General features: G+C 59.9%; 18 protein-coding genes and 4 tRNA genes. 8 read left to right on the top strand and 14 right to left on the bottom strand.

Features of this window, described 5'->3' with window-relative positions:
* Nucleotides 1-61: 61 nt before the first annotated feature.
* From KGA83_RS08660 to KGA83_RS08640, 5 genes are all read right to left on the bottom strand, one after another.
* Nucleotides 62-469, bottom strand: coding sequence for a sel1 repeat family protein (locus tag KGA83_RS08660; RefSeq protein WP_223529462.1), 408 nt, complete (start codon nucleotides 467-469; stop codon nucleotides 62-64).
* Nucleotides 470-841 carry a hypothetical protein gene (locus KGA83_RS08655; RefSeq protein ID WP_007898892.1) on the bottom strand — a complete coding sequence of 124 codons (372 nt, stop codon included), beginning with the start codon at nucleotides 839-841 and terminating at the stop codon, nucleotides 470-472.
* Nucleotides 838-1,179, bottom strand: coding sequence for a helix-turn-helix transcriptional regulator (locus KGA83_RS08650; RefSeq protein ID WP_108219059.1), 342 nt, complete (start codon nucleotides 1,177-1,179; stop codon nucleotides 838-840). Before KGA83_RS08650 ends, KGA83_RS08655 begins: the two co-directional genes overlap by 4 nt.
* A gap of 114 nt (nucleotides 1,180-1,293) precedes the next feature.
* Nucleotides 1,294-1,749 carry a YkvA family protein gene (locus KGA83_RS08645; protein ID WP_108219007.1) on the bottom strand — a complete coding sequence of 152 codons (456 nt, stop codon included), beginning with the start codon at nucleotides 1,747-1,749 and terminating at the stop codon, nucleotides 1,294-1,296.
* A gap of 293 nt (nucleotides 1,750-2,042) precedes the next feature.
* Nucleotides 2,043-2,759 carry an FKBP-type peptidyl-prolyl cis-trans isomerase gene (locus KGA83_RS08640; RefSeq protein WP_108219008.1) on the bottom strand — a complete coding sequence of 239 codons (717 nt, stop codon included), beginning with the start codon at nucleotides 2,757-2,759 and terminating at the stop codon, nucleotides 2,043-2,045.
* A gap of 269 nt (nucleotides 2,760-3,028) precedes the next feature.
* Between KGA83_RS08640 and KGA83_RS08635 the strand changes: the two genes are divergently transcribed.
* Together KGA83_RS08635 and KGA83_RS08630 are read left to right on the top strand one after the other, a co-directional pair.
* Complete coding sequence (locus tag KGA83_RS08635; protein WP_223529461.1) at nucleotides 3,029-4,831, top strand: di-heme-cytochrome C peroxidase; 1,803 nt, start codon at nucleotides 3,029-3,031, stop codon at nucleotides 4,829-4,831.
* Nucleotides 4,832-4,859: 28 nt separating this feature from the next.
* Nucleotides 4,860-5,996, top strand: coding sequence for a catalase family protein (locus tag KGA83_RS08630; protein WP_223529460.1), 1,137 nt, complete (start codon nucleotides 4,860-4,862; stop codon nucleotides 5,994-5,996).
* A gap of 196 nt (nucleotides 5,997-6,192) precedes the next feature.
* Here the strand turns inward: KGA83_RS08630 and KGA83_RS08625 are convergent.
* The 4 genes from KGA83_RS08625 to KGA83_RS08610 form a co-directional block, all read right to left on the bottom strand.
* Nucleotides 6,193-6,269, bottom strand: a tRNA-Asp gene (locus KGA83_RS08625).
* 19 nt (nucleotides 6,270-6,288) lie between these two features.
* Nucleotides 6,289-6,364 (bottom strand) — tRNA-Val (locus tag KGA83_RS08620).
* Between the two features lie 198 nt (nucleotides 6,365-6,562).
* Nucleotides 6,563-6,639: transfer RNA gene (locus KGA83_RS08615), tRNA-Asp, on the bottom strand.
* A 19-nt stretch (nucleotides 6,640-6,658) separates the two neighbouring features.
* A tRNA-Val gene (locus tag KGA83_RS08610) sits at nucleotides 6,659-6,734 on the bottom strand.
* 159 nt (nucleotides 6,735-6,893) lie between these two features.
* Here KGA83_RS08610 and rdgC point away from each other — a divergent pair.
* The 3 genes from rdgC (at nucleotide 6,894) to sugE (ending at nucleotide 9,360) form a co-directional block, all read left to right on the top strand.
* Nucleotides 6,894-7,814, top strand: coding sequence for a recombination-associated protein RdgC (gene rdgC / locus KGA83_RS08605; protein ID WP_007969735.1), 921 nt, complete (start codon nucleotides 6,894-6,896; stop codon nucleotides 7,812-7,814).
* Nucleotides 7,815-7,961: 147 nt separating this feature from the next.
* Nucleotides 7,962-8,927 (top strand): bile acid:sodium symporter family protein, encoded by a 966-nt coding sequence (locus tag KGA83_RS08600; protein ID WP_108219011.1) that lies wholly within the window; start codon nucleotides 7,962-7,964, stop codon nucleotides 8,925-8,927.
* A gap of 118 nt (nucleotides 8,928-9,045) precedes the next feature.
* Nucleotides 9,046-9,360 carry a quaternary ammonium compound efflux SMR transporter SugE gene (gene sugE, locus KGA83_RS08595; RefSeq protein ID WP_007977599.1) on the top strand — a complete coding sequence of 105 codons (315 nt, stop codon included), beginning with the start codon at nucleotides 9,046-9,048 and terminating at the stop codon, nucleotides 9,358-9,360.
* A gap of 125 nt (nucleotides 9,361-9,485) precedes the next feature.
* Here sugE and KGA83_RS08590 read toward each other — a convergent pair whose 3' ends face one another.
* The 3 genes from KGA83_RS08590 to KGA83_RS08580 all read right to left on the bottom strand — a co-directional run bounded on the left by KGA83_RS08590 (nucleotide 9,486) and on the right by KGA83_RS08580 (nucleotide 13,957).
* Entirely contained in the window at nucleotides 9,486-11,360 is a 1,875-nt protein-coding gene (locus KGA83_RS08590) for an MFS transporter (RefSeq protein ID WP_108219012.1), read from the bottom strand.
* A gap of 98 nt (nucleotides 11,361-11,458) precedes the next feature.
* Entirely contained in the window at nucleotides 11,459-12,610 is a 1,152-nt protein-coding gene (locus KGA83_RS08585) for a TDT family transporter (protein WP_223529459.1), read from the bottom strand.
* A 156-nt stretch (nucleotides 12,611-12,766) separates the two neighbouring features.
* Nucleotides 12,767-13,957 carry an MFS transporter gene (locus tag KGA83_RS08580; RefSeq protein ID WP_223529458.1) on the bottom strand — a complete coding sequence of 397 codons (1,191 nt, stop codon included), beginning with the start codon at nucleotides 13,955-13,957 and terminating at the stop codon, nucleotides 12,767-12,769.
* 148 nt (nucleotides 13,958-14,105) lie between these two features.
* Between KGA83_RS08580 and KGA83_RS08575 the strand changes: the two genes are divergently transcribed.
* Nucleotides 14,106-14,642 carry a TetR/AcrR family transcriptional regulator gene (locus KGA83_RS08575; RefSeq protein ID WP_223529457.1) on the top strand — a complete coding sequence of 179 codons (537 nt, stop codon included), beginning with the start codon at nucleotides 14,106-14,108 and terminating at the stop codon, nucleotides 14,640-14,642.
* A gap of 231 nt (nucleotides 14,643-14,873) precedes the next feature.
* Entirely contained in the window at nucleotides 14,874-18,344 is a 3,471-nt protein-coding gene (locus tag KGA83_RS08570; protein WP_223529455.1) for a PAS domain-containing hybrid sensor histidine kinase/response regulator, read from the top strand.
* Between the two features lie 133 nt (nucleotides 18,345-18,477).
* On the opposite strand, the gene rmuC is transcribed toward KGA83_RS08570, so the two are convergent.
* Both rmuC and KGA83_RS08560 read right to left on the bottom strand, forming a co-directional pair.
* Nucleotides 18,478-19,842, bottom strand: a complete 1,365-nt coding sequence (gene rmuC, locus KGA83_RS08565; RefSeq protein ID WP_177413297.1) for a DNA recombination protein RmuC — start codon at nucleotides 19,840-19,842, stop codon at nucleotides 18,478-18,480.
* Nucleotides 19,843-20,016: 174 nt separating this feature from the next.
* On the bottom strand, nucleotides 20,017-20,340 hold the full coding sequence (locus tag KGA83_RS08560; RefSeq protein ID WP_108219018.1) for a hypothetical protein: 324 nt from the start codon (nucleotides 20,338-20,340) through the stop codon (nucleotides 20,017-20,019).
* Nucleotides 20,341-21,344: 1,004 nt separating this feature from the next.
* Between KGA83_RS08560 and KGA83_RS08555 the strand changes: the two genes are divergently transcribed.
* Complete coding sequence (locus KGA83_RS08555) at nucleotides 21,345-21,569, top strand: hypothetical protein (protein ID WP_007898912.1); 225 nt, start codon at nucleotides 21,345-21,347, stop codon at nucleotides 21,567-21,569.
* Nucleotides 21,570-21,758 lie beyond the last annotated feature (189 nt).

Raw genomic sequence — 21,758 nt, 5'->3', positions numbered from 1 at the left:
GACCGCAACCGTCGCCCGGTCACGTCGAGCACATCACAACTATCACCCGGCAGCCTTGGGGTTATAGGTCAGGCTCGCGAGACGCCAGCTCTTGCAACTTGATCGCCGCCAACGGATGCCCGGCCTTCGCTGCAATCTCCCAGAACCGCACTGCTTCAACCGGGTCCGGAGCCTTGCTCGCCGTCCCGGCCAGGCTGATCACGCCCACTTGATACGCCGCCTTGCCATCGCCCGCCAACGCCGCCAGGCGCAACAAACGCCCGCCCTCCTCACGAGCACCGAGGCCGACGCCGCGAAACGTCAGGATGTGCCCATAGAAGCTCTGGGCGCCGACATCGCCCAGGTTGGCCATGCGTGCGAACTGACCTTCGAGCCAGCGCCAGCCTCGTGGCTGACGGACAAACCATGACCAGTGAAACAATCGGCGCGCGAGCCAGTAACCGGCCCGTGCCTTGAGTTGTAAAAACACTCAGGCCTCAGCCGATTCCGGGTATTCGTACTCGAATACCCGCACCACTTCCGAAGCATGCCAGGACGCGGCGGCAACGCCGTCCGACGGCCCGGAAAAACGTCCGAGACGCTCGACACACTCAAAGAATCCGGTGCGCGGCAAGCGGCTGGCGCCCTGACTGATCACCAGTGAACTGCGCAATGGCTGCTCCGCCCTGGCGTCCAGCGCCGCCAGATGCTCAAGGGCCGCTGTCAGGGTTTGCATGGCCGGAGTCGGCAACTGCAAACGTTCCAGTAATGCCCGATAAGTCAGGAGATGGCGCTGACGACGCGCCTGATCCAGTTCGCCCAGCAATCCGTCCCAATGTTGACGACTGATGCGTACGCTCACGATTCATCCCTCCACCCCGGCACCGTCAACTCCCAAGCCAGGCTGCGCCGAATCGCGGCGTCGGGCAGACGCTCGCCACTTTCGATCATGGCCAGGTAAGACGGGCTGATGCCTACCGTGCGGGCCAGCGCCTCGATGGCGATGCCCTTTCCTTCGCGCAAACTGCGTAGTTGATCCAGACCCGGAAGAATCGCGTCTGGTGTTGCCGCCCGAAGCTTCGTGGCCTCAGGCGACGCTTGCTCCTTGATGCCTGCTGCTTTCAGTAACGCCTGATACTGAGCCCATGGCAGAACCGCATATTCGGGCTCGCCTTCGCGTGTAATTATCTGAATATCCATGACTACCCCGTAGGACAACAACACTTAGCGAGTCAGCACTTTTCCCTAGAAGTGTAATCCTAACAGCGGCCAAGGTCGCGGGGGGCATCAATCTGTGAACAGGTCGCAATCGACTCAGTGTTTTTTCGGACCTTGAAGTTGCAGTTGCTCGGGGGTATCAGGCAGGCGCTCAACCACCGCGAGTTTCTCCGGCACCTGCCGTTTGCGCCAGGCGCGAAAGGCATTGAGTTCGTCGTCGAGCACTTTCATAAGCCACGCCAATACCGCGATGTCATCGAGCATGCCGAACACCGGAATGAAATCCGGGATCGCATCCACCGGGCTGAGGAAGTACATCAGGCCCGCGACGACCGAAACCAGCGCCCTGGGGCTGATGGCGCGATATTCACCACGCCAGTAGGCCAGGCAGAGTGCCTGCAACAGCTTCAAGTCATCCTTGAGTTTGCCTAGTCGGTTGCCCTGGCTCGCGCCCTTGCTGGCGACTGCGAACAACAGGGTCGGCAATCGGCCGCGTGCCAGCAGACGTCCGGCCAGCGGCAGGAAACGAGCGAAATTCCAGGGTGCTTTCATGATTCCTCCCGTTGAAATGTTATCCACACAAATTGTGGATAACCTTGTGAACAGAGCTGCTTTTCAGCGCTGCAAGCCCCGTTTTACAAGGCCTGCGTTCAGATCGGGCGTTTTTTACCCATCAAAAAAAACCTATAATTTCATTGACTTGGCGGACTTGTACGGCTAACGCCAACGTCTACTATGCCTGAGACTCCGGCCTGGAGCGTCTGTTCGTTTTGTTTACCTGTGCCAAACGCCAGATGCAACAACGCCCCGCATGAGCGAGGCGTTGTTATCGAAGCAGGCGCCGATTACTTGGCTGCGTCGTCTGCTTTTGCCGGATCCTTGATGGCCAGCAGTTCCAGGTCGAATACCAGCACCGAGTTGGCCGGAATCGCCGGGCTCGGGCTTTGAGCGCCGTAAGCCAGATCAGCAGGGATGTACAGTTTGTACTTCTCGCCAACGTGCATCAGTTGCAGGCCTTCGACCCAACCCGGGATCACACCGCTGACCGGCAGATCGATCGGGCTGCCGCGCTCGACGGAACTGTCGAATACGGTGCCATTGGTCAGCTTGCCGGTGTAGTGAACGGTCACTACGTCAGTCGGCTTTGGCTGAGGACCATCGGCTTTCTGCACGACTTCGTACTGCAAGCCCGAAGCGGTGGTGGTCACGCCGGCTTTCTTGGCGTTTTCTTCGAGGAATTTCTTGCCGGCAGCGGCCGACTCTTCACTCATCTTGGCCATGCGTTCTTCGGCACGCTTTTGCAGCGCGGCGAACGCCTCAACCAGTTCTTCGTCCTTGAGCTTCTGCTCTTTCTTGCCGACGGCGTCTTCGATGCCCTGGGCTACAGCTTTGGAATCCAGGTCATCCATGCCTTCCTGAGCCAGGCTCTTGCCCATGTTCAGTCCAATGCCGTAGGAAGCTTTTTGCGCCGGAGTTTTCAGCTCTACGCTGGTCTGCGAATCACAACCCGCGAGTACCAGGCCAACCAGGGCCACCGCCGCCGCCAACCGATGCTGTTTCATGCTATTTCCTTGTTCATGCGCCTAAAGGGCAATCGAGTAAAGCCGCGAGCTTATCAGGCCGCCACGACCAATGGCTACCGGCATGAGAGCCGGAAACAATTGATAAGTTCAGGTGTTTAAACGCATTTCACCATTCGGCTGATGAAGCTTCTTTCATCTTGTTCCGACGCAGACTGATTCCTGAACCCACAACATCTGGCGTAATGGCCTCTTGCCCCACCTTGGGTACTCGGGCATAACGGCATGATCATTCGACAAGGACGTTTATCTTGCGCCTCTTCTTTCGCTTACTGGTACTCATCGCAGTACTGCTCGGGCTGGTCTTGGCCGTGGTTCTTTACTACGTCGCCAACCCGAAATTGCCGGCCTGGTCGCCTCCACAACAGGTGCATTACCTGGAGCAATGGAGCGCCGCCGACCGAGAGACTTATTACTTCACACCCCAGGGCACTCAGGTCAAAGGCCTGCGCTATGAATGGTTCACCGCCCTCGAACTGCCCTTCTCGCAGCAACGCTTCGCCACCCCCGAGTACCTTGCACGCTTCGGTTTCCTGGTGGACCCCGGCCAAAAACCGACACCGAATAACCCCGGCAACCTCCCGACAGGCTTTACCCGGCACCAGAATACGGGGAGCCCGGATGTGTTTCTGGATGTCACCTGCGCGGCCTGCCACACCGGTGAACTGCGCTTCAAGGGTCAAGCCGTGCGTATCGACGGCGGCTCGGCGCAGCACGTCCTGCCGTCCAGTGTTCCTACACTCAAAGGGGGCAGTTTCGGACAGGCACTGGTGGCCAGCCTGGCCTCGACTTACTACAACCCGTGGAAGTTCGAACGTTTCGCACGCAACGTGCTGGGCCAGGACTACGACGCCCGCCATCAACAGTTGCGCAAAGAATTCAAATCCTCACTGGATACGTTCCTCAAGGTGGCCTGGAACGACACCCATCGCGGGCTCTATCCGACCGAGGAAGGCCCGGGGCGCACAGACGCCTTCGGGCGCATCGCCAACGCCAGCTTCGGTGATGCGATCTCCCCCGACAATTACCGCGTGGCCAATGCCCCCGTTGACTATCCGCAGCTGTGGGACATGTGGACGTTCGAGTGGGTGCAGTGGAACGGTTCGGCGAAACAACCGATGGCGCGCAACATCGGCGAAGCGTTGGGTGTCGGCGCCACGCTGAACTTCTTCGACAAGAACGACCAGCCACTGATGGGCGATGCCCGCTACCCCTCCAGCGTCCGTGTGCGCGACCTGCACCTGATCGAAGAAACCCTGCGACGACTCAAGCCTCCAGCCTGGCCGGAAGATCTGTTGGGCGCGATCGACAAACCTCTGGCAGCAAGGGGGCGCGCCTTGTTCGCCGAAAACTGCGCGGGTTGTCACGTACCGCACACCACCCAGGGCGACGGGCGATACGTTCAGCACCTGAAAATGATCCCCGTGGAATACATTGGCACAGACCCCGGCGCAGCCAACAACATCGCCGACCACCGCTTCGACCTGACTGCGCTGCAATGGAAGCAGGCGGAGCTGGAAAAACTTGATGTGGAGCCAAAACCCACCGAACCAATGGACCTGAGCAAAATGTCCGTGGCCAAGGGGCTGGCCTATGTCACCGCCTATGTCCAGGACCGTGCGTATCAAGACGCCAATGTCGGCCCTGCCGAGCGTGCTGAAATGGATGGTTTCGGCCTGCCGATCGGCGTGCGCGAATTGCGTTCGTACAAGGCCAGGCCATTGGCGGGCGTATGGGCGACAGCGCCGTTCCTGCACAACGGTTCGGTGCCGAGCATTTATCAATTGCTGTCGCCTCAGGATGAGCGTGCGACCACGTTCTACAAAGGCACTTTCGAATTCGACCCACAGCATCTGGGATATCGCACCGAAGCCTTCAACAACGCTTTTCTGTTCGACACGCAAATCACCGGCAACCACAACAGCGGTCATGAATTCCGTGCTGGCAAACTCGGCAATGGCGTGATCGGCCGCGGGTTGCAGCCGCAAGAACGCTGGGCACTGCTGGAATACCTGAAAGTGTTGGGCGGCCCGCTGGAGGCGCAATTGCCATGATCACAGCCTCAGTCAAAAGGACTTTCCCATGCTGATAACTCTCTGGCTGCGCTTGGGCGCCTTCCTTGCCAAGCTGTTGCTGTGGTTGCTGGGTCTCGGCGTGCTGGGCTGGGCTCTGGCCAGCGCCTGGTTTGCCTGGCAGCATCGCGGGCCGGTCTCGGCGCAGGAGTTGATTGCGGACGGCGAAGCCGCGATGACCCAGGACATCATCCAGACCGCCGTGCGCATCGTCGATCAGCACCGCGAAAGCACCCGCTACCTGCGCGATGCCCACGCCAAGGCCCACGGCTGCGTGAAGGCCGAGGTTCAGGTGCTGCCGGAACTGCCAGGCGAGCTGCGTCAGGGCGTGTTCAGCGAACCGGGAAAAACCTGGCAAGCGACGATGCGCCTGTCCAACGGCAATGCCTACCCGCAGTTCGACAGCATCCGCGACGCCCGGGGCATGGCGATCAAACTGTTCGATGTTCCAGGCAAACAACTGTTGAGCGATCAGCAGGGGCGAGGCGAACAGGACTTTGTAATGTTCAGCCACCCGAACTTCTTTGTCAGTAATGTCGCCGAATACCGTCAGAACGTCGCCGCCCAGGCCGACGGTAAAAAGATGATGGCCTTCTTCCCCGGCCGGGATCCACGCACCTGGCAGGTTCGCCACCTGTTTATCGCCCTGGCGACGCTGTCCCCAGCCCCGCCAAGCCCAACCCGGACGACATACTTTTCGGTTTCGCCCTACAAATTCGGTGAAGCCAATGCGAAGTTCCGGGTTGCACCCGATCCGGACAATTGCCCGGCCTACAGCCTGCCGGAACAGAATCGCAAGCTGCCGAACTTTCTGCGCAATGCGCTGAATCAACAGTTGTCGACTGATCGGGTGCCCGCTTGTTTTGTCTTGCAAATCCAGCGACAGGACGCCAACAAGTACATGCCGATCGAAGACACCAGCATTGAGTGGCGCGAAAGCGATGCACCCTTCGAGACCGTGGCGCGAATCAAAGTGCCAGCGCAGGACTTCGATACACCGGCGCTGAACCTGCAATGCGACAACCAGTCGTTCAATCCCTGGTTCGGCGTTGAAGCACACCGCCCCATCGGCGGGATCAATCGCCTGCGCAAGGCCGTGTATGAAGCCGTCAGCGACTACCGACACAGGCGCAACACCGGACTGTAGGTGTAGGAGCGAGCTTGCTCGCGAAAAACCCACGTGCGCCGCTGGCTATCTGAATTTACGCGTTATCGTTCACGACCTTCGCGAGCTAGCTCGCTCCTGCAGAGCGCGAGGAAAGCCAAACCCCAGACAGCAAAAAGCCCGCACAAGGCGGGCTTTCTGTGGTGACCTGGCGTTCAGTGTTCCAGGTTACCGAATATGGCGCAGCGGACGGGACTCGAACCCGCGACCCCCGGCGTGACAGGCCGGTATTCTAACCGACTGAACTACCGCTGCGCGTAGCGTTGAAAGTAAGTGGTGGGTGATGACGGGATCGAACCGCCGACATTCTGCTTGTAAGGCAGACGCTCTCCCAGCTGAGCTAATCACCCTTTACCTTCGTTGCGGGGCACATTATGCCACAGGTTTTTATAAAGTGTTGATTTATTTGAAGTTTTTTTCAAAAAATCTAAAAACCGGTGAAACGATGCAACCCACAGGAACAACAGTGAAACTTGAGGCAGAAAAAAACCCGCCTAAGCGGGCTTTTCCGTGGTGACCTGGCGTTCAGTGTTCCAGGTTACCGAATATGGCGCAGCGGACGGGACTCGAACCCGCGACCCCCGGCGTGACAGGCCGGTATTCTAACCGACTGAACTACCGCTGCGCGTAACACTTGAAACGAATGGTGGGTGATGACGGGATCGAACCGCCGACATTCTGCTTGTAAGGCAGACGCTCTCCCAGCTGAGCTAATCACCCTTCGCTTCGGTGTGGCGCGCATTCTACGGAGCGACCCAACCTCTGGCAAGCACTTTTTAAAATAATTTTCTCAGGCCTTCCAAAGGCTTAGAGAAAGGTTGGCCTATGGCACGGCGAAGACAATAATGCCCGCCTTTGTATAAAGGAGAGACTCACCCCATGTGGTTCAAAAACCTGCTTATCTATCGCCTGACCCAAGATCTGCCTGTTGATGCCGAGGCGCTGGAAACTGCACTGGCCACCAAACTGGCGCGCCCATGTGCAAGCCAGGAGTTGACCACCTACGGTTTCGTCGCGCCATTCGGCAAAGGCGAAGATGCGCCGCTGGTGCATGTCAGCGGTGACTTCCTGCTGGTGTCCGCGCGCAAGGAAGAACGTATATTGCCGGGCAGCGTCGTGCGTGACGCGGTCAAGGAAAAGGTCGAAGAGATCGAAGCCGAGCAAATGCGCAAGGTCTATAAGAAGGAACGCGATCAGATCAAGGATGAAATCATCCAGGCCTTCCTGCCTCGCGCCTTTATCCGCCGCTCGTCGACCTTCGCCGCCATCGCGCCGAAACAGGGCCTGATCCTGGTCAACTCGGCCAGCCCGAAACGCGCCGAAGACTTGCTGTCGACCTTGCGCGAAGTGATCGGTACCCTACCGGTGCGTCCGCTGACCGTGAAAATGTCCCCGACCGCGACCATGACCGAGTGGGTCACCACGCAGAAAGCCGCAGACGACTTCTTTGTGCTGGACGAGTGCGAACTGCGCGACACCCACGAAGACGGCGGCATTGTGCGTTGCAAGCGCCAGGACCTGACCAGCGAAGAAATCCAGTTGCACCTGAGCACCGGCAAAGTGGTCACTCAGTTGTCCCTGGCCTGGCAGGACAAACTGTCGTTCGTCCTTGACGACAAAATGGTGGTCAAGCGCCTGAAATTCGAAGACTTGCTGCAAGACCAGGCGGAACAGGACGGCGGCGACGAAGCCCTGGGCCAACTGGACGCCAGCTTCACCCTGATGATGCTGACCTTCGGCGATTTCCTGCCGGCGCTGGTTGAAGCGCTGGGCGGCGAAGAGACTCCGCAAGGCATCTAAACCCTGGCGATGTCCAAATTGTAGGAGCGAGCCTGCTCGCGATAGCGGAATGTCAGTCAGCATCATTGTTGAATGTCAGTCCGCAATCGCGAGCAGGCTCGCTCCTACATTGGTTTAGTGATGCTACTTATAAAAAAGGATCAAGCCATGCGCGCACTGGCTGCATTGAGTCGTTTTGTCGGCAACACTTTCGCTTACTGGGTACTGATTTTCGCTGTCGTGGCGTTTCTGCAGCCGGCGTGGTTCCTCGGCCTCAAAGGCGCCATCGTGCCCTTGTTGGGGCTGGTGATGTTCGGCATGGGCCTGACCCTCAAACTCGAAGACTTCGCCGAAGTCGCTCGCCATCCATGGCGCGTGGCCCTGGGCGTGGTTGCACATTTCGTGATCATGCCGGGCGTGGCGTGGTTGCTCTGCCAGGTGTTCCACTTGCCACCGGAAATCGCCGTCGGTGTGATTCTGGTCGGCTGCTGCCCGAGCGGCACCTCGTCGAACGTGATGACCTGGCTGGCCCGCGGCGACCTGGCGCTGTCGGTGGCCATCGCCGCCGTCACCACCCTCCTCGCCCCGCTGCTGACCCCAGCCCTGATCTGGCTGCTGGCCTCGGCCTGGTTGCCGGTGTCGTTCATGGAGTTGTTCTGGTCGATCTTGCAAGTGGTGCTGCTGCCGATCGTGCTGGGCGTGGTTGCCCAACGGGTGCTCGGCGACAAGGTTCGGCATGCCGTGGACGTGTTGCCGCTGGTGTCGGTTGTGAGCATCGTGATCATCGTCACGGCGGTGGTGGCCGCCAGCCAGGCGAAGATTGCCGAGTCCGGCTTGCTGATCATGGCCGTGGTCATGCTGCACAACAGCTTTGGCTACCTGCTGGGTTACTTCACCGGGCGCCTGTTCAAGTTGCCCCTAGCCCAGCGCAAGTCCCTGGCCCTGGAAGTCGGCATGCAGAACTCCGGATTGGGCGCGGCGCTGGCCAGCGCGCACTTCTCGCCACTGGCGGCAGTGCCCAGCGCATTGTTCAGCGTCTGGCACAACATTTCCGGGGCATTGCTCTCCACGTATTTGCGCCGCATGAGTGAAAAGCAGGATCGGGAAATGGCTGCACAGCAGGCGACTGACTGATTCAAAAACTTGATCCCCGGGTTAATGCTGGGCACTCTATTGCCCATCGCGAGGACGACCTCGCGGCTCGATCGAGTCATTAATCAGGGGACGACCCCGTCAGACGATGGAGGTCTTCATGTCCTGGATCATTCTGTTTTTCGCCGGCCTGTTCGAAGTCGGCTGGGCCGTCGGCCTCAAGTACACCGACGGTTTCACCCGCCCGCTCCCCACTGTGTTGACCGTTGCGGCCATGGCTATCAGCCTTGGCTTGCTCGGCCTTGCAATGAAGGAATTGCCGCTGGGTACGGCCTATGCGATCTGGACCGGGGTCGGCGCCGTGGGCACGGTGATCGCCGGGATCATCCTGTTTGGCGAGTCCATGGCACTGGTGCGGTTGGCGAGTGTGGCGTTGATCATTTCCGGGTTGGTTGGCCTGAAGGTCAGCGCTTAAGCCACTACCGCCAATCGCGAGCAGGCTCACTCCTACAAGGTTTTATGGTGTGTCGGAGATTTTCACCACACCCACGATCCCTGTAGGAGTGAGCCTGCTCGCGATGAGGCCCGCTCAAACAACCGTTATCTGACAGCCCCGCGCAACTCCCCAACCAACGCCTGCAACTTCGCCGGCTCCGCCACTTCAACCGCCACCGCCGGCCCTGCCACCAATGTCACACGCGACCACAGGCGATGAAACAGTCCCTTGCCCGGATCGCGGCTGAAGAAACTCCCCCACAACCCCCGCAAGGCCAGCGGAATCACCGGCACCGGCGTCTCTTCGAGAATCCGCGTCAGCCCGCCTTTGAACTCATTCATTTCGCCATCGGCGGTCAATTTACCCTCGGGGAAGATGCACACCAGTTCACCGTCCTTCAGATACCGGGCAATGCGCGTGAAGGCCTTTTCGTAGATCTGGATGTCTTCATGACGCCCTGCGATAGGAATCGTCCCCGCAGTACGGAAGATGAAGTTCAGCACCGGCAGGTTGTAGATCTTGTAATACATCACAAAGCGAATCGGCCGGCGCACCGAGCCGCCAATCAGCAAGGCATCGACGAATGACACGTGATTGCACACCAGCAATGCTGCGCCTTCATCGGGAATCAGATCCAGATTGCGGTGCTCGACGCGGTACATGGAATGGCTGAGCAGCCAGATCATGAAGCGCATGGTGAACTCGGGGACGATCTTGAAGATGTAGGCGTTGACGCCGATGTTCAGCAACGACACCACCAGGAACAGCTGCGGGATCGACAGTTTGGCCACGCTCAACAAGACGATCGAGACAATCGCCGACACCACCATGAACAACGCATTGAGGATGTTATTGGCGGCAATCACCCGCGCCCGTTCGTTTTCCGCTGTACGTGACTGGATCAGTGCGTAAAGCGGCACGATGTAGAAACCACCGAAAACGCCCAGGCCGAGGATGTCGAGCAGTACCAGCCAGGCGTGGCCGAAACCGAGGATTTCGATCCAGCCATGGCCGGCGGCGCTGTCCGGTATTGAGCCGGAATGCCACCACAGCAACAGACCGAAAACGGTCAGGCCGAACGATCCGAACGGCACCAGCCCAATTTCGACTTTACGCCCGGACAATTTCTCACACAGCATCGACCCCAACGCGATGCCGACCGAGAACACCGTCAGAATCAGCGTCACCACGGTTTCGTCGCCGTGCATCCACTCCTTGGCATAGGCCGGGATCTGCGTCAGATAAATCGCCCCGACAAACCAGAACCACGAGTTGCCGACAATCGAGCGTGATACCGCCGGCGTTTGCCCAAGGCCCAGTTTCAACGTGGCCCAGGACTGGCTGAAAATGTTCCAGTTCAGACGCATTTGTGGCGTGGCGGCCGCCGCCCGGGGAATGCTGCGACTGGCCAGGTAGCCGAGCACGGCAATGCTGATGATCGCCGTGGACACTACCGGTGCGTAATGCGCCGAAGACATCATGACCCCAGCGCCAATGGTGCCGGCAAGGATCGCCAGGAAGGTGCCCATTTCCACCAGGCCGTTGCCGCCCACCAGCTCATCTTCATGCAGGGCTTGCGGCAGAATCGAGTACTTCACCGGCCCGAACAGCGCCGAGTGGGTGCCCATGGCGAACAGCGCCACCAGCATCAACGACAGGTGATCGAACATGAAGCCAACGGCGCCGACCGCCATGATGGCGATTTCCCCAAGCTTGATCAGGCGGATCAACGCGTCCTTGGCGAACTTTTCCCCGAATTGCCCGGCCAGGGCCGAGAACAGGAAAAACGGCAGGATAAACAGCAGCGCACACAGATTGACCCAGATCGAGCGGTCACCTTCGATGGCCAGCTTGTACAAAATGGCCAGGATCAGCGACTGCTTGAACACGTTGTCGTTGAACGCCCCGAGGGACTGGGTGATGAAGAACGGCAGGAAGCGCCGGGTGCGCAGCAAGGTGAACTGTGAGGGGTGACTCATCTTCCATGTGTCCCTGATGTTAGGTAGCGAGTGGCCTGGATACTGTAATTGGAGTATCGAACGTCGATCCAGGCCACACATTACCTAATCTTTGCCGGTTATTTCTTCAATCCGGCAATGCACGGCGAGACAAACAGCTCCCCGCGCCAGGCGCCCAGCACCGTGCGCTTGCCGACGATCAGCCACATCACCGCCAGCAACGCCACCAACACGCAGCCAAACACACTGAAGAACATCAGGTTCAAGGTACTGGCCAGTTTCAACGTCGCCAGAGAATAGACGCCCAACGGGAAGGTGAAGCCCCACCAGCCAAGATTGAACGGAATGCCGGCACGCAGGTAGCGCACAGTGATCAGTAGCGCCATCAGCATCCACCACAGGCCGAAGCCCCACAGGGTGATGCCGGCCACCAGACCCAGTCCCGCAGCAATCTCACCGACTCCCGGCATACCGTTGGCCGCGAAAATCAGCGGTGCATCACCGCCCAGTACCAGCATGCCCAGCGCACCGGTGCCGATCGGGCCAAGGGCCAGCCAGCTCGAGGCGGCCATGTTTTCGTGGGGCAGTTTGTGCAGGGCCATGCGCAGCAACAGAATGGTCAGGATGCTGAAGGCCACCGGCAGGGAAAAGGCCCAGAGCACGTAGCTGGTCACCAGCACCACCAGTTGCGAATGCGCGTCGGCCAGATGCGGCGCCAACAGGCCCCCACTGGAGGCCGCCACTTCTGCCGCAACCACCGGCAACAACCAGACAGCGGTCATCTGGTCGATGCTGTGCTCCTGACGAGTGAACATCATGTAGGGAATCAGCACCCCGCAGGCCAGCGACATCGCCACATCCAGCCACCACAGCACCTCGGCGAGGTGAATCACCCCTTCGCCCCAGCGCGGCAGGCCAAACACCAGGAAGCCATTGATGATGGTTGCCAGGCCCATGGGGATGGTGCCGAAAAACATCGAAACCGTGGAGTGGCCGAAGATCCGTCGTGCTTCGTCAAAAAACAGCACCCAACGCGCCGTGTATACCGCCGTAAACAGCAGAAACAGGGCGATATTGAACAGCCAGAGAGCTTCGGCAAAGGCGTGCAAGGCAGGCATGGCGACCGGCAATTGCGCCAACGCCAATGCCAGCACCCCGGTGCCCATGGTGGCCGCGAACCAGTTGGGGGTGAACTGGCGAATCACCTCGCGGGGGTGCTGCAAGCGACTGAACGGTTTGATTCCGGGTTTGACGCTATTGGCGCATGTCATGGCGAACTCCTGTCCTCTTGTGAGGTAGAGCCCATGTTAGATCTGAATCGAATATCTATATAACGGGTAATACCTCTATATCTTATCGATATTGCTTATATAGCTTCAGCCACGACCCTTCGAGTGAGCTGAGTGGGTGCCAAGGCTAACTCAATTTTACCGGTTGGCCTCGCAGACCCTGGCCGAACGTGATCGCAGTAAACCCACCATTGCACTGAGGGCCAGCACCATCAGCACTGCACCATAACCATCGGTGGTTGCCACCAGACCAAAGGTCCGCGCCAGGTTCCCGGCCAGCAGCGCCGGCAGGCAGAACGCCAGATAACTCAGCACGTAATACGCTGACATCAACCCGGCGCGCTCATGGGGCAAGGCCAGTGGCACCAGACTGCGCACCGCCCCGAGGAAACCGGCGCCGAAGCCACAACCGGCGACCAGCGTGCCGAGGAAAAACAGCGGCAAACTGGCACTGTGCACGCCCAGTAGAATCAGGGCGACTCCCACCGGCAACGAACTGGCGCCCAGCTGCAGCGCCTTGGTCGCCGCCTGATTGCGCAAGGTGTAAATCATCAGGGCACCGGTCACCGTCAGTGCGGCGACGGTCGCCCCGCCAATCAGGTTCGAGGTCGAACCCGTCGCCGTGCGCACCAATGAAGGTGCCAGCGACGCGTAAAAACCGCCGAGCGCCCAAGTCGCCGTGTTGATCGGCAACACCCGCCATAACGTCGCGCGCGCCTGGACCGGCACATGCAGGGTGGGTCGCAATGATGCCCAAGCCCCGGACTGGCGCGTGACGCTCTCCGGCAAACGCCAGACAAAGACGGCCTGCATCGCGAACAGAGCAAGTAGCAGCCAATAGGTCAGGTGCAACGGCGCCGGCGCAAACTCGGCCAGCAAACCGCAGCCCATTCCCCCCAGAGCCATGCCGAGCAAGGGCGCGACACTATTGACCAGCGGGCCTTGCTGGCGATCGGTGTCCAGCAAGGTTGCACTCAACACGGCAGTCGCCATGCCGGTGGCAAACCCTTGCAGGACCCGGGCACTGATCAGCCACGGGACACTGTCGGCGTATATAAACAGCAACATCGCCAGGATGTTCAGCAGCACCGCCGTAAAAATCACCGGCTTGCGCCCCAGGTAATCCGACAGCGAGCCGACCGTCAGCAACGCTGCCAACAGGCTGAGGGCGTACACGGCAAAAATCAGGGCCAGGGTCGCTGGCGAAAACTGCATCTGCTCCTGATACAGGTGATACAGCGGCGTCGGCGCGGTGGAAGCCGCCAGAAAACTGAGTAAGGTTATTGCCAGAAACCACAGGCTGGCACGATTTGAAGGAGAATCGGGCATGGACACACTCCACAAAAGCTAATTTTTTGCTTTTGCGGAGTGTGCTACTGGATCCCTCTTAAAGCAAATTCTTTGTGTTAAGGTCCGATGCATGGCTTTCAGGACCGGATGCCAGCCGCAAGACCCGGCGCAATACAGGAAACACAAGATGACAGCCCCTACATTACGCCCCGGCGGCCGCAGCGCCCGGGTTCAAGAGTCGATTCATTCGGCCGTGCGTCAACTCCTTGAGGAGCAGGACCGCGCCAGCGTGACGGTGCCGCAAATTGCGGCGCGCGCGGGCGTCACGCCATCCACCATCTATCGACGCTGGGGCGACGTGTCGGCTCTGCTGGCCGACGTCGCCCTCGCCCGCATGCAGCCCGACAACGAGCCGGCCAATACCGGCAGTCTTCACGGTGACGTGCGGGCCTGGGCCGAGCAGTACCTGGACGAGATGAGCTCCGAACCCGGCCGCAACATGCTGTACGACGTGCAGGCAGCGCTGAAGCCGAGTTATTGCGCGACCATCATTGGCGGGCAACTGCAGACGATTCTGGATCGCTATCCGGATCAGCCCAAGCCCAGTGTCGATCGGCTGATCAATCTGATCGCCGCGCCGACGGTGTTTCGCATCCTGTTTGCCGAGGCGCCGCTGGAGGTTGAAGAGTTGCATCGATTGATTGAGATTGCATTGAATCAGTGAAGCCCCCTTCGCGAGCAGGCTCGCTCCCACATTTGCCCTGTGTCCGCCGCCCCCTGTGGGAGCGACGGTGCGGCGATCCGACCTGCTCGCGAAGAGGCCAGCCCAGACACTGCAAACTTCCCTGCGACACCCCGCCACGCCACGACCTTGGTCGACACTGACTAACGCTGGCGGTCGTGCGAGACTGTCTGTCCGGGCGGGAGTCCCGGGAGTCTTTTGTCTGGAGTCCCCATGTCGCTGTCCACCGGGCTGATCGCCGCCGTCGCCCTGGCCTATATGGCCATCATGTTCGCCATCGCCTTCTATGGCGATCGTCGCAGCGCGCCCTTGCCGCCGCGAGTGCGTGCCTGGGTGTACAGTCTGTCGCTGGCGGTCTATTGCACCAGCTGGACCTTCTTCGGCGCCGTGGGCCAGGCCGCCGAACAGCTCTGGTCGTTCCTGCCGATCTACCTCGGACCGATCCTGTTGCTGGTCGGCGCGCCGTGGGTCCTGCAAAAAATGGTGATGATCAGCAAACAGGAGAACATCACCTCCATCGCCGACTTCATCGCTGCGCGCTATGGCAAATCCCAGTCATTGGCGGTAGTGGTGGCATTGATTTGCCTGGTCGGCGTGTTGCCCTACATCGCGCTGCAGCTCAAAGGCATCGTGCTCGGCGTGAACCTGCTGATCGGCGCCGGCGCTGACGCCATGGGCACCCGCGCCCAGGACACCGCGCTGATCGTGTCGCTGGTATTGGCGCTGTTCACCATCGTCTTCGGCACCCGCAACCTCGACGCCACGGAGCACCACCGCGGCATGGTGCTGGCCATTGCCTTCGAATCATTGGTGAAGCTGTTCGCGTTTCTCGCCGTCGGCGCCTTCGTGACCTACGGCCTGTACGACGGATTCGACGACCTGTTCGACCAGGCCATGCTTGCGCCGCGGCTGGAACAGTACTGGAAGGAAACCATCAACTGGCCGTCGATGGTGGTGCAGACCGGTGTGGCGATGATGGCGATCATTTGCCTGCCGCGGCAGTTTCACGTGACCGTTGTCGAGAACATCGAGCCCCAGGATCTGCGCCTGGCCAAGTGGGTATTCCCGGCCTACCTCGCCCTCGCGGCATTGTTTGTCGTGCCGATCGCACTGGCCGGGCAGATGATGCTGCCCAGCTCGGTGTTGCCAGACTCGTTCGTCATCAGCCTGCCCCTGGCCCAGGCGCACCCGGCGCTGGCCCTGTTGGCATTTATCGGTGGCGCATCGGCGGCCACCGGTATGGTGATCGTGGCCAGCGTGGCGCTGTCGACCATGGTGTCCAACGACATGCTGTTGCCGTGGCTGCTGCGGCGCAACAACGCCGAGCGCCCGTTCGAAGTGTTCCGCCAGTGGATGCTGTCGGTGCGCCGCGTCAGCATCGTGGTCATTCTGCTGTTGGCCTACGTCAGTTATCGCCTGCTGGGCTCGACCGCCAGCCTGGCGACAATCGGCCAGATCGCCTTCGCCGCCGTGACCCAATTGGCCCCCGCCATGCTCGGTGCGCTGTACTGGAAACAGGCCAACCGTCGCGGCGTGTTCGCCGGCCTCGCCGCAGGCACCTTCCTGTGGTTCTACACCCTGATCCTGCCGATTGCTGCCAATAGCCTCGGTCTGTCCCTGAGCACATTCCCGGGCCTGGCCTGGTTGCACAGTAATCCACTGAACCTGCCGATCACTCCGTTGACCCAAGGCGTGGTGCTATCGCTGGCAGGCAACTTCACGCTGTTCGCCTGGGTCTCGGTGCTGTCACGCACCCGGGTTTCCGAGCACTGGCAGGCGGGCCGCTTCATCGGCCAGGAAATCAGTGCCCGCCCCAGCGCACGCTCGATGCTTTCAGTGCAGATCGACGACCTGCTGCAATTGGCCGCGCGCTTCGTCGGCGAAGAACGCGCCCGGCAAAGCTTCATCCGTTTTGCCTATCGCCAGGGCAAGGGCTTCAACCCGAACCAGAACGCCGACAGTGAATGGATCGCCCATACCGAACGCTTGCTGGCCGGTGTGCTCGGTGCTTCTTCGACCCGCGCAGTGGTAAAAGCCGCCATTGAAGGGCGGGAGATGCAACTGGAGGACGTCGTGCGCATCGCCGACGAAGCCTCGGAAGTGCTGCAATTCAACCGTGCCTTGCTGCAAGGCGCCATCGAGAACATCACCCAGGGCATCAGCGTGGTCGACCAGTCGCTGAAACTGGTGGCCTGGAACCGTCGCTATCTGGATTTGTTCAACTACCCGGATGGCCTGATCAGAGTCGGCCGGCCGATTGCCGACATCATCCGTCACAATGCCGAGCGTGGACTGTGCGGCCCCGGCGAGGCCGAAGTACACGTCGCGCGCCGCCTGCACTGGATGCGCCAGGGCCGCGCGCATACCTCCGAGCGCCTGTTCCCCAACGGCCGGGTGATCGAACTGATCGGTAACCCGATGCCGGGCGGCGGCTTCGTCATGAGTTTCACCGACATCACCGCGTTCCGCGAAGCCGAGCAGGCGCTGACCGAAGCCAACGAAGGCCTGGAGCAACGAGTCACCGAACGAACCCACGAATTGTCGCAGCTCAACGTCGCCCTGACCGAAGCCAAGGGCACCGCCGAGGCGGCCAACCAGTCGAAGACCCGCTTCCTCGCGGCCGTCAGCCATGACTTGATGCAACCGTTGAATGCGGCGCGGCTGTTCTCCGCCGCCCTCTCCCACCAGAACGATGGTTTGTCGGGCGAGGCGCAGAAACTGGTCGAGCACCTGGACAGCTCGCTGCGCTCGGCCGAGGACTTGATCAGCGACCTGTTGGACATTTCCCGCCTGGAGAACGGCAAGATCAACCCGAATCGCCAGCCGTTCGCTCTCAACGAACTGTTCGACACCCTCGGTACCGAGTTCAAGGTGCTGGCGCAGGAACAAGGGCTGGAGTTCCGGGTTCGCGCAAGCACGTTGCGGGTCGACAGCGACATCAAATTGCTGCGGCGGATTTTGCAGAACTTCCTGACCAACGCTTTCCGCTACGGCAAAGGGCCGGTGTTGTTGGGGGTTCGTCGGCACAAGGAAGGATTGAGCCTGGAAGTCTGGGACCGTGGACCGGGTATTCCGGAAGACAAACAGCAGGTGATTTTCGAAGAGTTCAAGCGCCTCGACAGCCACCAGACACGTGCCGAAAAAGGCCTCGGCCTGGGGCTGGCGATTGCCGACGGGCTATGTCGCGTGCTCGGTCATACCTTGCGCGTACGCTCCTGGCCGGGGCGAGGCAGCGTGTTCAGCGTCAACGTGCCGCTGGCCCGGGCGCAAACCGCAGCACCGGTCAAAGTCGCCGAGCTCAATGGCAAATTGCTCAATGGGGCGCAGGTGCTGTGCATCGACAACGAGGACAGCATCCTGATCGGCATGAACAGCCTGCTCAGCCGCTGGGGTTGCCAGGTCTGGACCGCACGCAATCGCGAGGAGTGCGCAGCGCTGCTGGGCGAAGGCGTGCGCCCGCAATTGGCGCTGGTGGATTACCACCTCGATCATGGCGAGACCGGAACCGATTTGATGGCCTGGTTGCGCACGCAAATGGGCGAGCCGGTTCCGGGGGTGGTGATCAGCGCCGATGGCCGGCCGGAAACGGTCGACCAGGTGCATGCCGCGGGGCTGGACTATCTGGCCAAACCGGTGAAACCGGCGGCATTGCGGGCGTTGTTGAGCCGGTATTTGCCGCTCTAATCACTGGGTTGTGCGGTGATGCTTCCAGTGCTTTCGCGAGCAGGCTCGCTCCCACAGTGGTTTTGCATCACTCACAACATCTGCGAACAACATGGCACCTGTGGGAGCGAGCCTGCTCGCGAAGCTTTTTCAGCTATTCCGGCAATTCGACCAATCCATCCACATCGGTCATCGCCCGTTCCAGCAAGTCCGCCGGCAGGCTCTTGCTCGCCCGTGCGCCCAGCAGCTTGAGCTGTTCACTGCGACTGACCAGGTTGCCACGCCCCTCTGTCAGCTTGTTGCGTGCCGAGCTGTAGGCCTTGTCCAGTTGCTGAAGGCGATTGCCGACCTCGTCCAGATCCTGAATGAACAGCACGAACTTGTCGTACAGCCACCCGGCCCGCTCGGCGATCTCCCGGGCGTTCTGGCTCTGACGCTCCTGTTTCCACAGGCTGTCGATGACACGCAGGGTCGCCAACAACGTGGTGGGGCTGACGATCACGATGTTGCGGTCGAATGCCTCCTGAAACAGTGTCGGCTCAGCCTGCAACGCGGCAGAAAACGCCGCCTCGATCGGCACGAAGAGCAACACGAAATCCAGGCTGTGCAAGCCATCGAGGCGCTTGTAATCCTTGCCGGCCAGGCCTTTGACGTGATTGCGCAACGACAGCACGTGCTGCTTGATGGCGATCTGGCCGATGGCCTCGTCCTCAGCCGCGACGTATTGCTGATAGGCCGTCAGGCTGACCTTGGAATCGACCACCACCTGCTTGTCGCCCGGCAGATAAATGATCACATCCGGCTGGAAACGCTCGCCGTCCGGTCCCTTGAGATTGACCTGGGTCTGGTACTCGCGGCCCTTCTCCAGCCCCGCATGCTCGAGCACTCGCTCAAGAATCAGTTCACCCCAATTGCCCTGGGTCTTCTGCCCTTTCAAGGCGCGGGTCAGGTTGGTGGCTTCATCGCTCAAGCGCAAATTCAGCTGTTGCAGGCGCTCCAGCTCCTTGGCCAGGGAGAAACGCTCACGCGCCTCGTTCTGATAGCTTTCCTCGACACGCTTTTCGAAGGACTGGATGCGTTCCTTCAAAGGATCGAGCAACTGCCCCAGGCGCTGCTGGCTGGTTTCGGCAAAACGCTGCTCGCGCTCATCGAAAATTTTCCCCGCCAGCTCGGCGAACTGCGCGCGCAACTCGTCCCGCGAACCTTGCAGGTCGTTGAGGCGTTGCTGATGACTGTCCTGTTGCTCGCGCAATTCGGCGTTGAGCGACGCGGCCTGGGCATCCAGACGGCGCAATTCGGCTTCCTTGCCGGCGCGTTCGATATTCCACGCATGGGCGGCGTCACGGGCGTCGTCGCGCTCGATCTGCAGCAGTTCGACTTCACGACGCAGCGCCGCCAGATCCGCCTGTTTGGCGGCGTTGGCCTGGGTCAGATCAGCCGCTTCATCGCGAATTGACTCGATCTGAGCATTCAATCCGTCCTGCGCCAGTTGCGCCATGGCCAGGCGTTCTTGCAGCAGCGCGACATCGGCTTGCGTGGTGCTGGCCCGACGCTGAAGTTGCCAGGCCAATACCAGCAACGGCAACGCTGCCCCTGCCAGCCCCAGCAATACGCTGGTCAAGTCCATTGCCATAGCCACTCCTGCATTCGGATAAAGCCTGAAGGTTAACCAAGGCGCCAGATCTTGGACAGCTCAGTCTTCGATCAGCCCCAGTTCCTGTTGAGCGCGGCGATCGCCTGCCCGAGCGGCCTGACGCAGCAGGTCCTGGCCGATCCGACGGTCCCGGGCATTCCCGCATTCGCGGCACATCAACTGGCCAAGACGGCTTTGTGCAGCCACCACGCCTTCACGGGCCGGTTGCTTGAGAAGACGTCCGGCGATGTGTTTGACGTTACGGTTTTCGCCCAGGTGCGGACTGTCCAACAGCCACTCCGCCACGCGCATGGAAAAGCGCTTGGTAGGGGCAACAGAAGGTGCTGTGGAGGAAGAGGAAACAGAGGCTGAGCGAAACTTCATAAAGCACTGTGGGGCAGATCGGAAGGCGCGCAACTTTACTCTCTTTTTCTTACAGGTAAAGCTGAAAATATCCCGGCACGCCCGTCCTAGAGCAAGCGCTCGGGACAATCCACAGAAGCTGTGGATAACTCAGTGGACAACCGCTCCTGAACCCGCTCAAAGCCCTGTGGAATGGGGCTCGCGGTCAAACTGACGATTTTTTCACCAGTAAAAAAAAGCGATGTTTTTCATTGACTTAAATTTTGGATACAGGCAGCTACTACGCTTGAACGTGAGATGACAGCGGGGTGACAGAGTGCGCAACTAATGTGCACAAGTCCCTTTGCGACGGTTATATCGATGCACTTTTTCGGCGCGTTTTTTGGTCATGCCTGGGGATAAGCCTTGGCAAACCCGGTGTTTAGACAGCTGCGTTGCTACCAAGGTCGATGCCCGATGGTCGGGTTTTGTTCTGCTACAAGGCGTAGCAATCGCAGGCACAGCAGCTTCACCCGCTTGGCTACAAGGCAAAACAGCCCGATCGGCACCTGCCGGGAAATTATTTTTGCCAACACACTTCCCTTGGCCAGTTCAATCCGTTACTATCCGCGGCGTTAGTACCAAGCTGAAAGTCAATTCTGGTCGAACAAATCCCCCGGTCAGCCTTCCCAAAGGAAGCCTCCACCGAGCAAGCGGGATCGACCACCTCGATGGTTTCCAGGTAAATCTTGCGCCGACACAACCTTTGAATCGAAAGCAAAGGGTGTTGCTCCGCCTGCTTACTCTGCTCGAACCAACCTGCATATTGATCAGGATCTTCACCCCGGGCCCAGAACCTTTGCCCTCGATGTGTTGCCTGCCCTCCTAAGTACCTACCTGCCAGCCCAAGCGCGCCAACTTGTCAGCGCTTCAAACTGGCTGCTTTGTTCCAGTCGGGTTCTTCGTTCGACCAATGGTGGTCGTCGTCACTGGAACGTTTTAACTTTGCACGGTTCTTATCCGTGTCGCTTGTAGGAACACCAATTATGTCCACTCAAATCCACACTCAGGATGCCATCCGCACCCTAACCAACGCTTTTGCTCCAATGAACTGCCTGATCATGGCCGCTCGCAAAGGCTGCTTCAGCTTCACTCTGGTCAACGAACACGGCATCGCTCGTCACAGCGAACGCCTGTACCCGGATCAATACTCCAGCGCAGAACCGCTGCAGGCTGTGATCGAGCGTACTCGCCAGGCACTGGTTGCCTGAGACGCCAGAAAGGCTGAAAACCTCAAAAGCCCTGCTGAAAAGCGGGGCTTTTTATTGCCCGATGTTTCCCATCCCCCGCGCAACGACTAAGCACGATCCGATATAACGGTTATAACTGGTCGCTGGAAATATTTTAAAAACAGGCCTTTACAGCGCGAATATGACACTACACTTCAACTCAAGCGGCTT

It is taken from the genome of Pseudomonas sp. GL-R-19 (assembly GCF_019956375.1).
Taxonomy (GTDB): Bacteria; Pseudomonadota; Gammaproteobacteria; order Pseudomonadales; family Pseudomonadaceae; genus Aquipseudomonas.
The sequence above is the reverse complement of the archived record's forward strand: the minus strand, read 5'-3'. Positions and strand labels throughout refer to the sequence as shown.

Bases quoted from the DNA above. Each gene is read 5' to 3' on its own strand.
- KGA83_RS08650 (WP_108219059.1), bottom strand. From the start codon at position 1,179: ATGGATATTCAGATAATTACACGCGAAGGCGAGCCCGAATATGCGGTT.
- KGA83_RS08645 (WP_108219007.1), bottom strand. From the start codon at position 1,749: ATGAAAGCACCCTGGAATTTCGCTCGTTTCCTGCCGCTGGCCGGACGT.
- KGA83_RS08640 (WP_108219008.1), bottom strand. From the start codon at position 2,759: ATGAAACAGCATCGGTTGGCGGCGGCGGTGGCCCTGGTTGGCCTGGTA.
- KGA83_RS08630 (WP_223529460.1), top strand. From the start codon at position 4,860: ATGCTGATAACTCTCTGGCTGCGCTTGGGCGCCTTCCTTGCCAAGCTG.
- rdgC (WP_007969735.1), top strand. From the start codon at position 6,894: ATGTGGTTCAAAAACCTGCTTATCTATCGCCTGACCCAAGATCTGCCT.
- KGA83_RS08600 (WP_108219011.1), top strand. From the start codon at position 7,962: ATGCGCGCACTGGCTGCATTGAGTCGTTTTGTCGGCAACACTTTCGCT.
- sugE (WP_007977599.1), top strand. From the start codon at position 9,046: ATGTCCTGGATCATTCTGTTTTTCGCCGGCCTGTTCGAAGTCGGCTGG.
- KGA83_RS08590 (WP_108219012.1), bottom strand. From the start codon at position 11,360: ATGAGTCACCCCTCACAGTTCACCTTGCTGCGCACCCGGCGCTTCCTG.
- KGA83_RS08585 (WP_223529459.1), bottom strand. From the start codon at position 12,610: ATGACATGCGCCAATAGCGTCAAACCCGGAATCAAACCGTTCAGTCGC.
- KGA83_RS08580 (WP_223529458.1), bottom strand. From the start codon at position 13,957: ATGCCCGATTCTCCTTCAAATCGTGCCAGCCTGTGGTTTCTGGCAATA.
- KGA83_RS08575 (WP_223529457.1), top strand. From the start codon at position 14,106: ATGACAGCCCCTACATTACGCCCCGGCGGCCGCAGCGCCCGGGTTCAA.
- KGA83_RS08570 (WP_223529455.1), top strand. From the start codon at position 14,874: ATGTCGCTGTCCACCGGGCTGATCGCCGCCGTCGCCCTGGCCTATATG.
- KGA83_RS08560 (WP_108219018.1), bottom strand. From the start codon at position 20,340: ATGAAGTTTCGCTCAGCCTCTGTTTCCTCTTCCTCCACAGCACCTTCT.
- KGA83_RS08555 (WP_007898912.1), top strand. From the start codon at position 21,345: ATGTCCACTCAAATCCACACTCAGGATGCCATCCGCACCCTAACCAAC.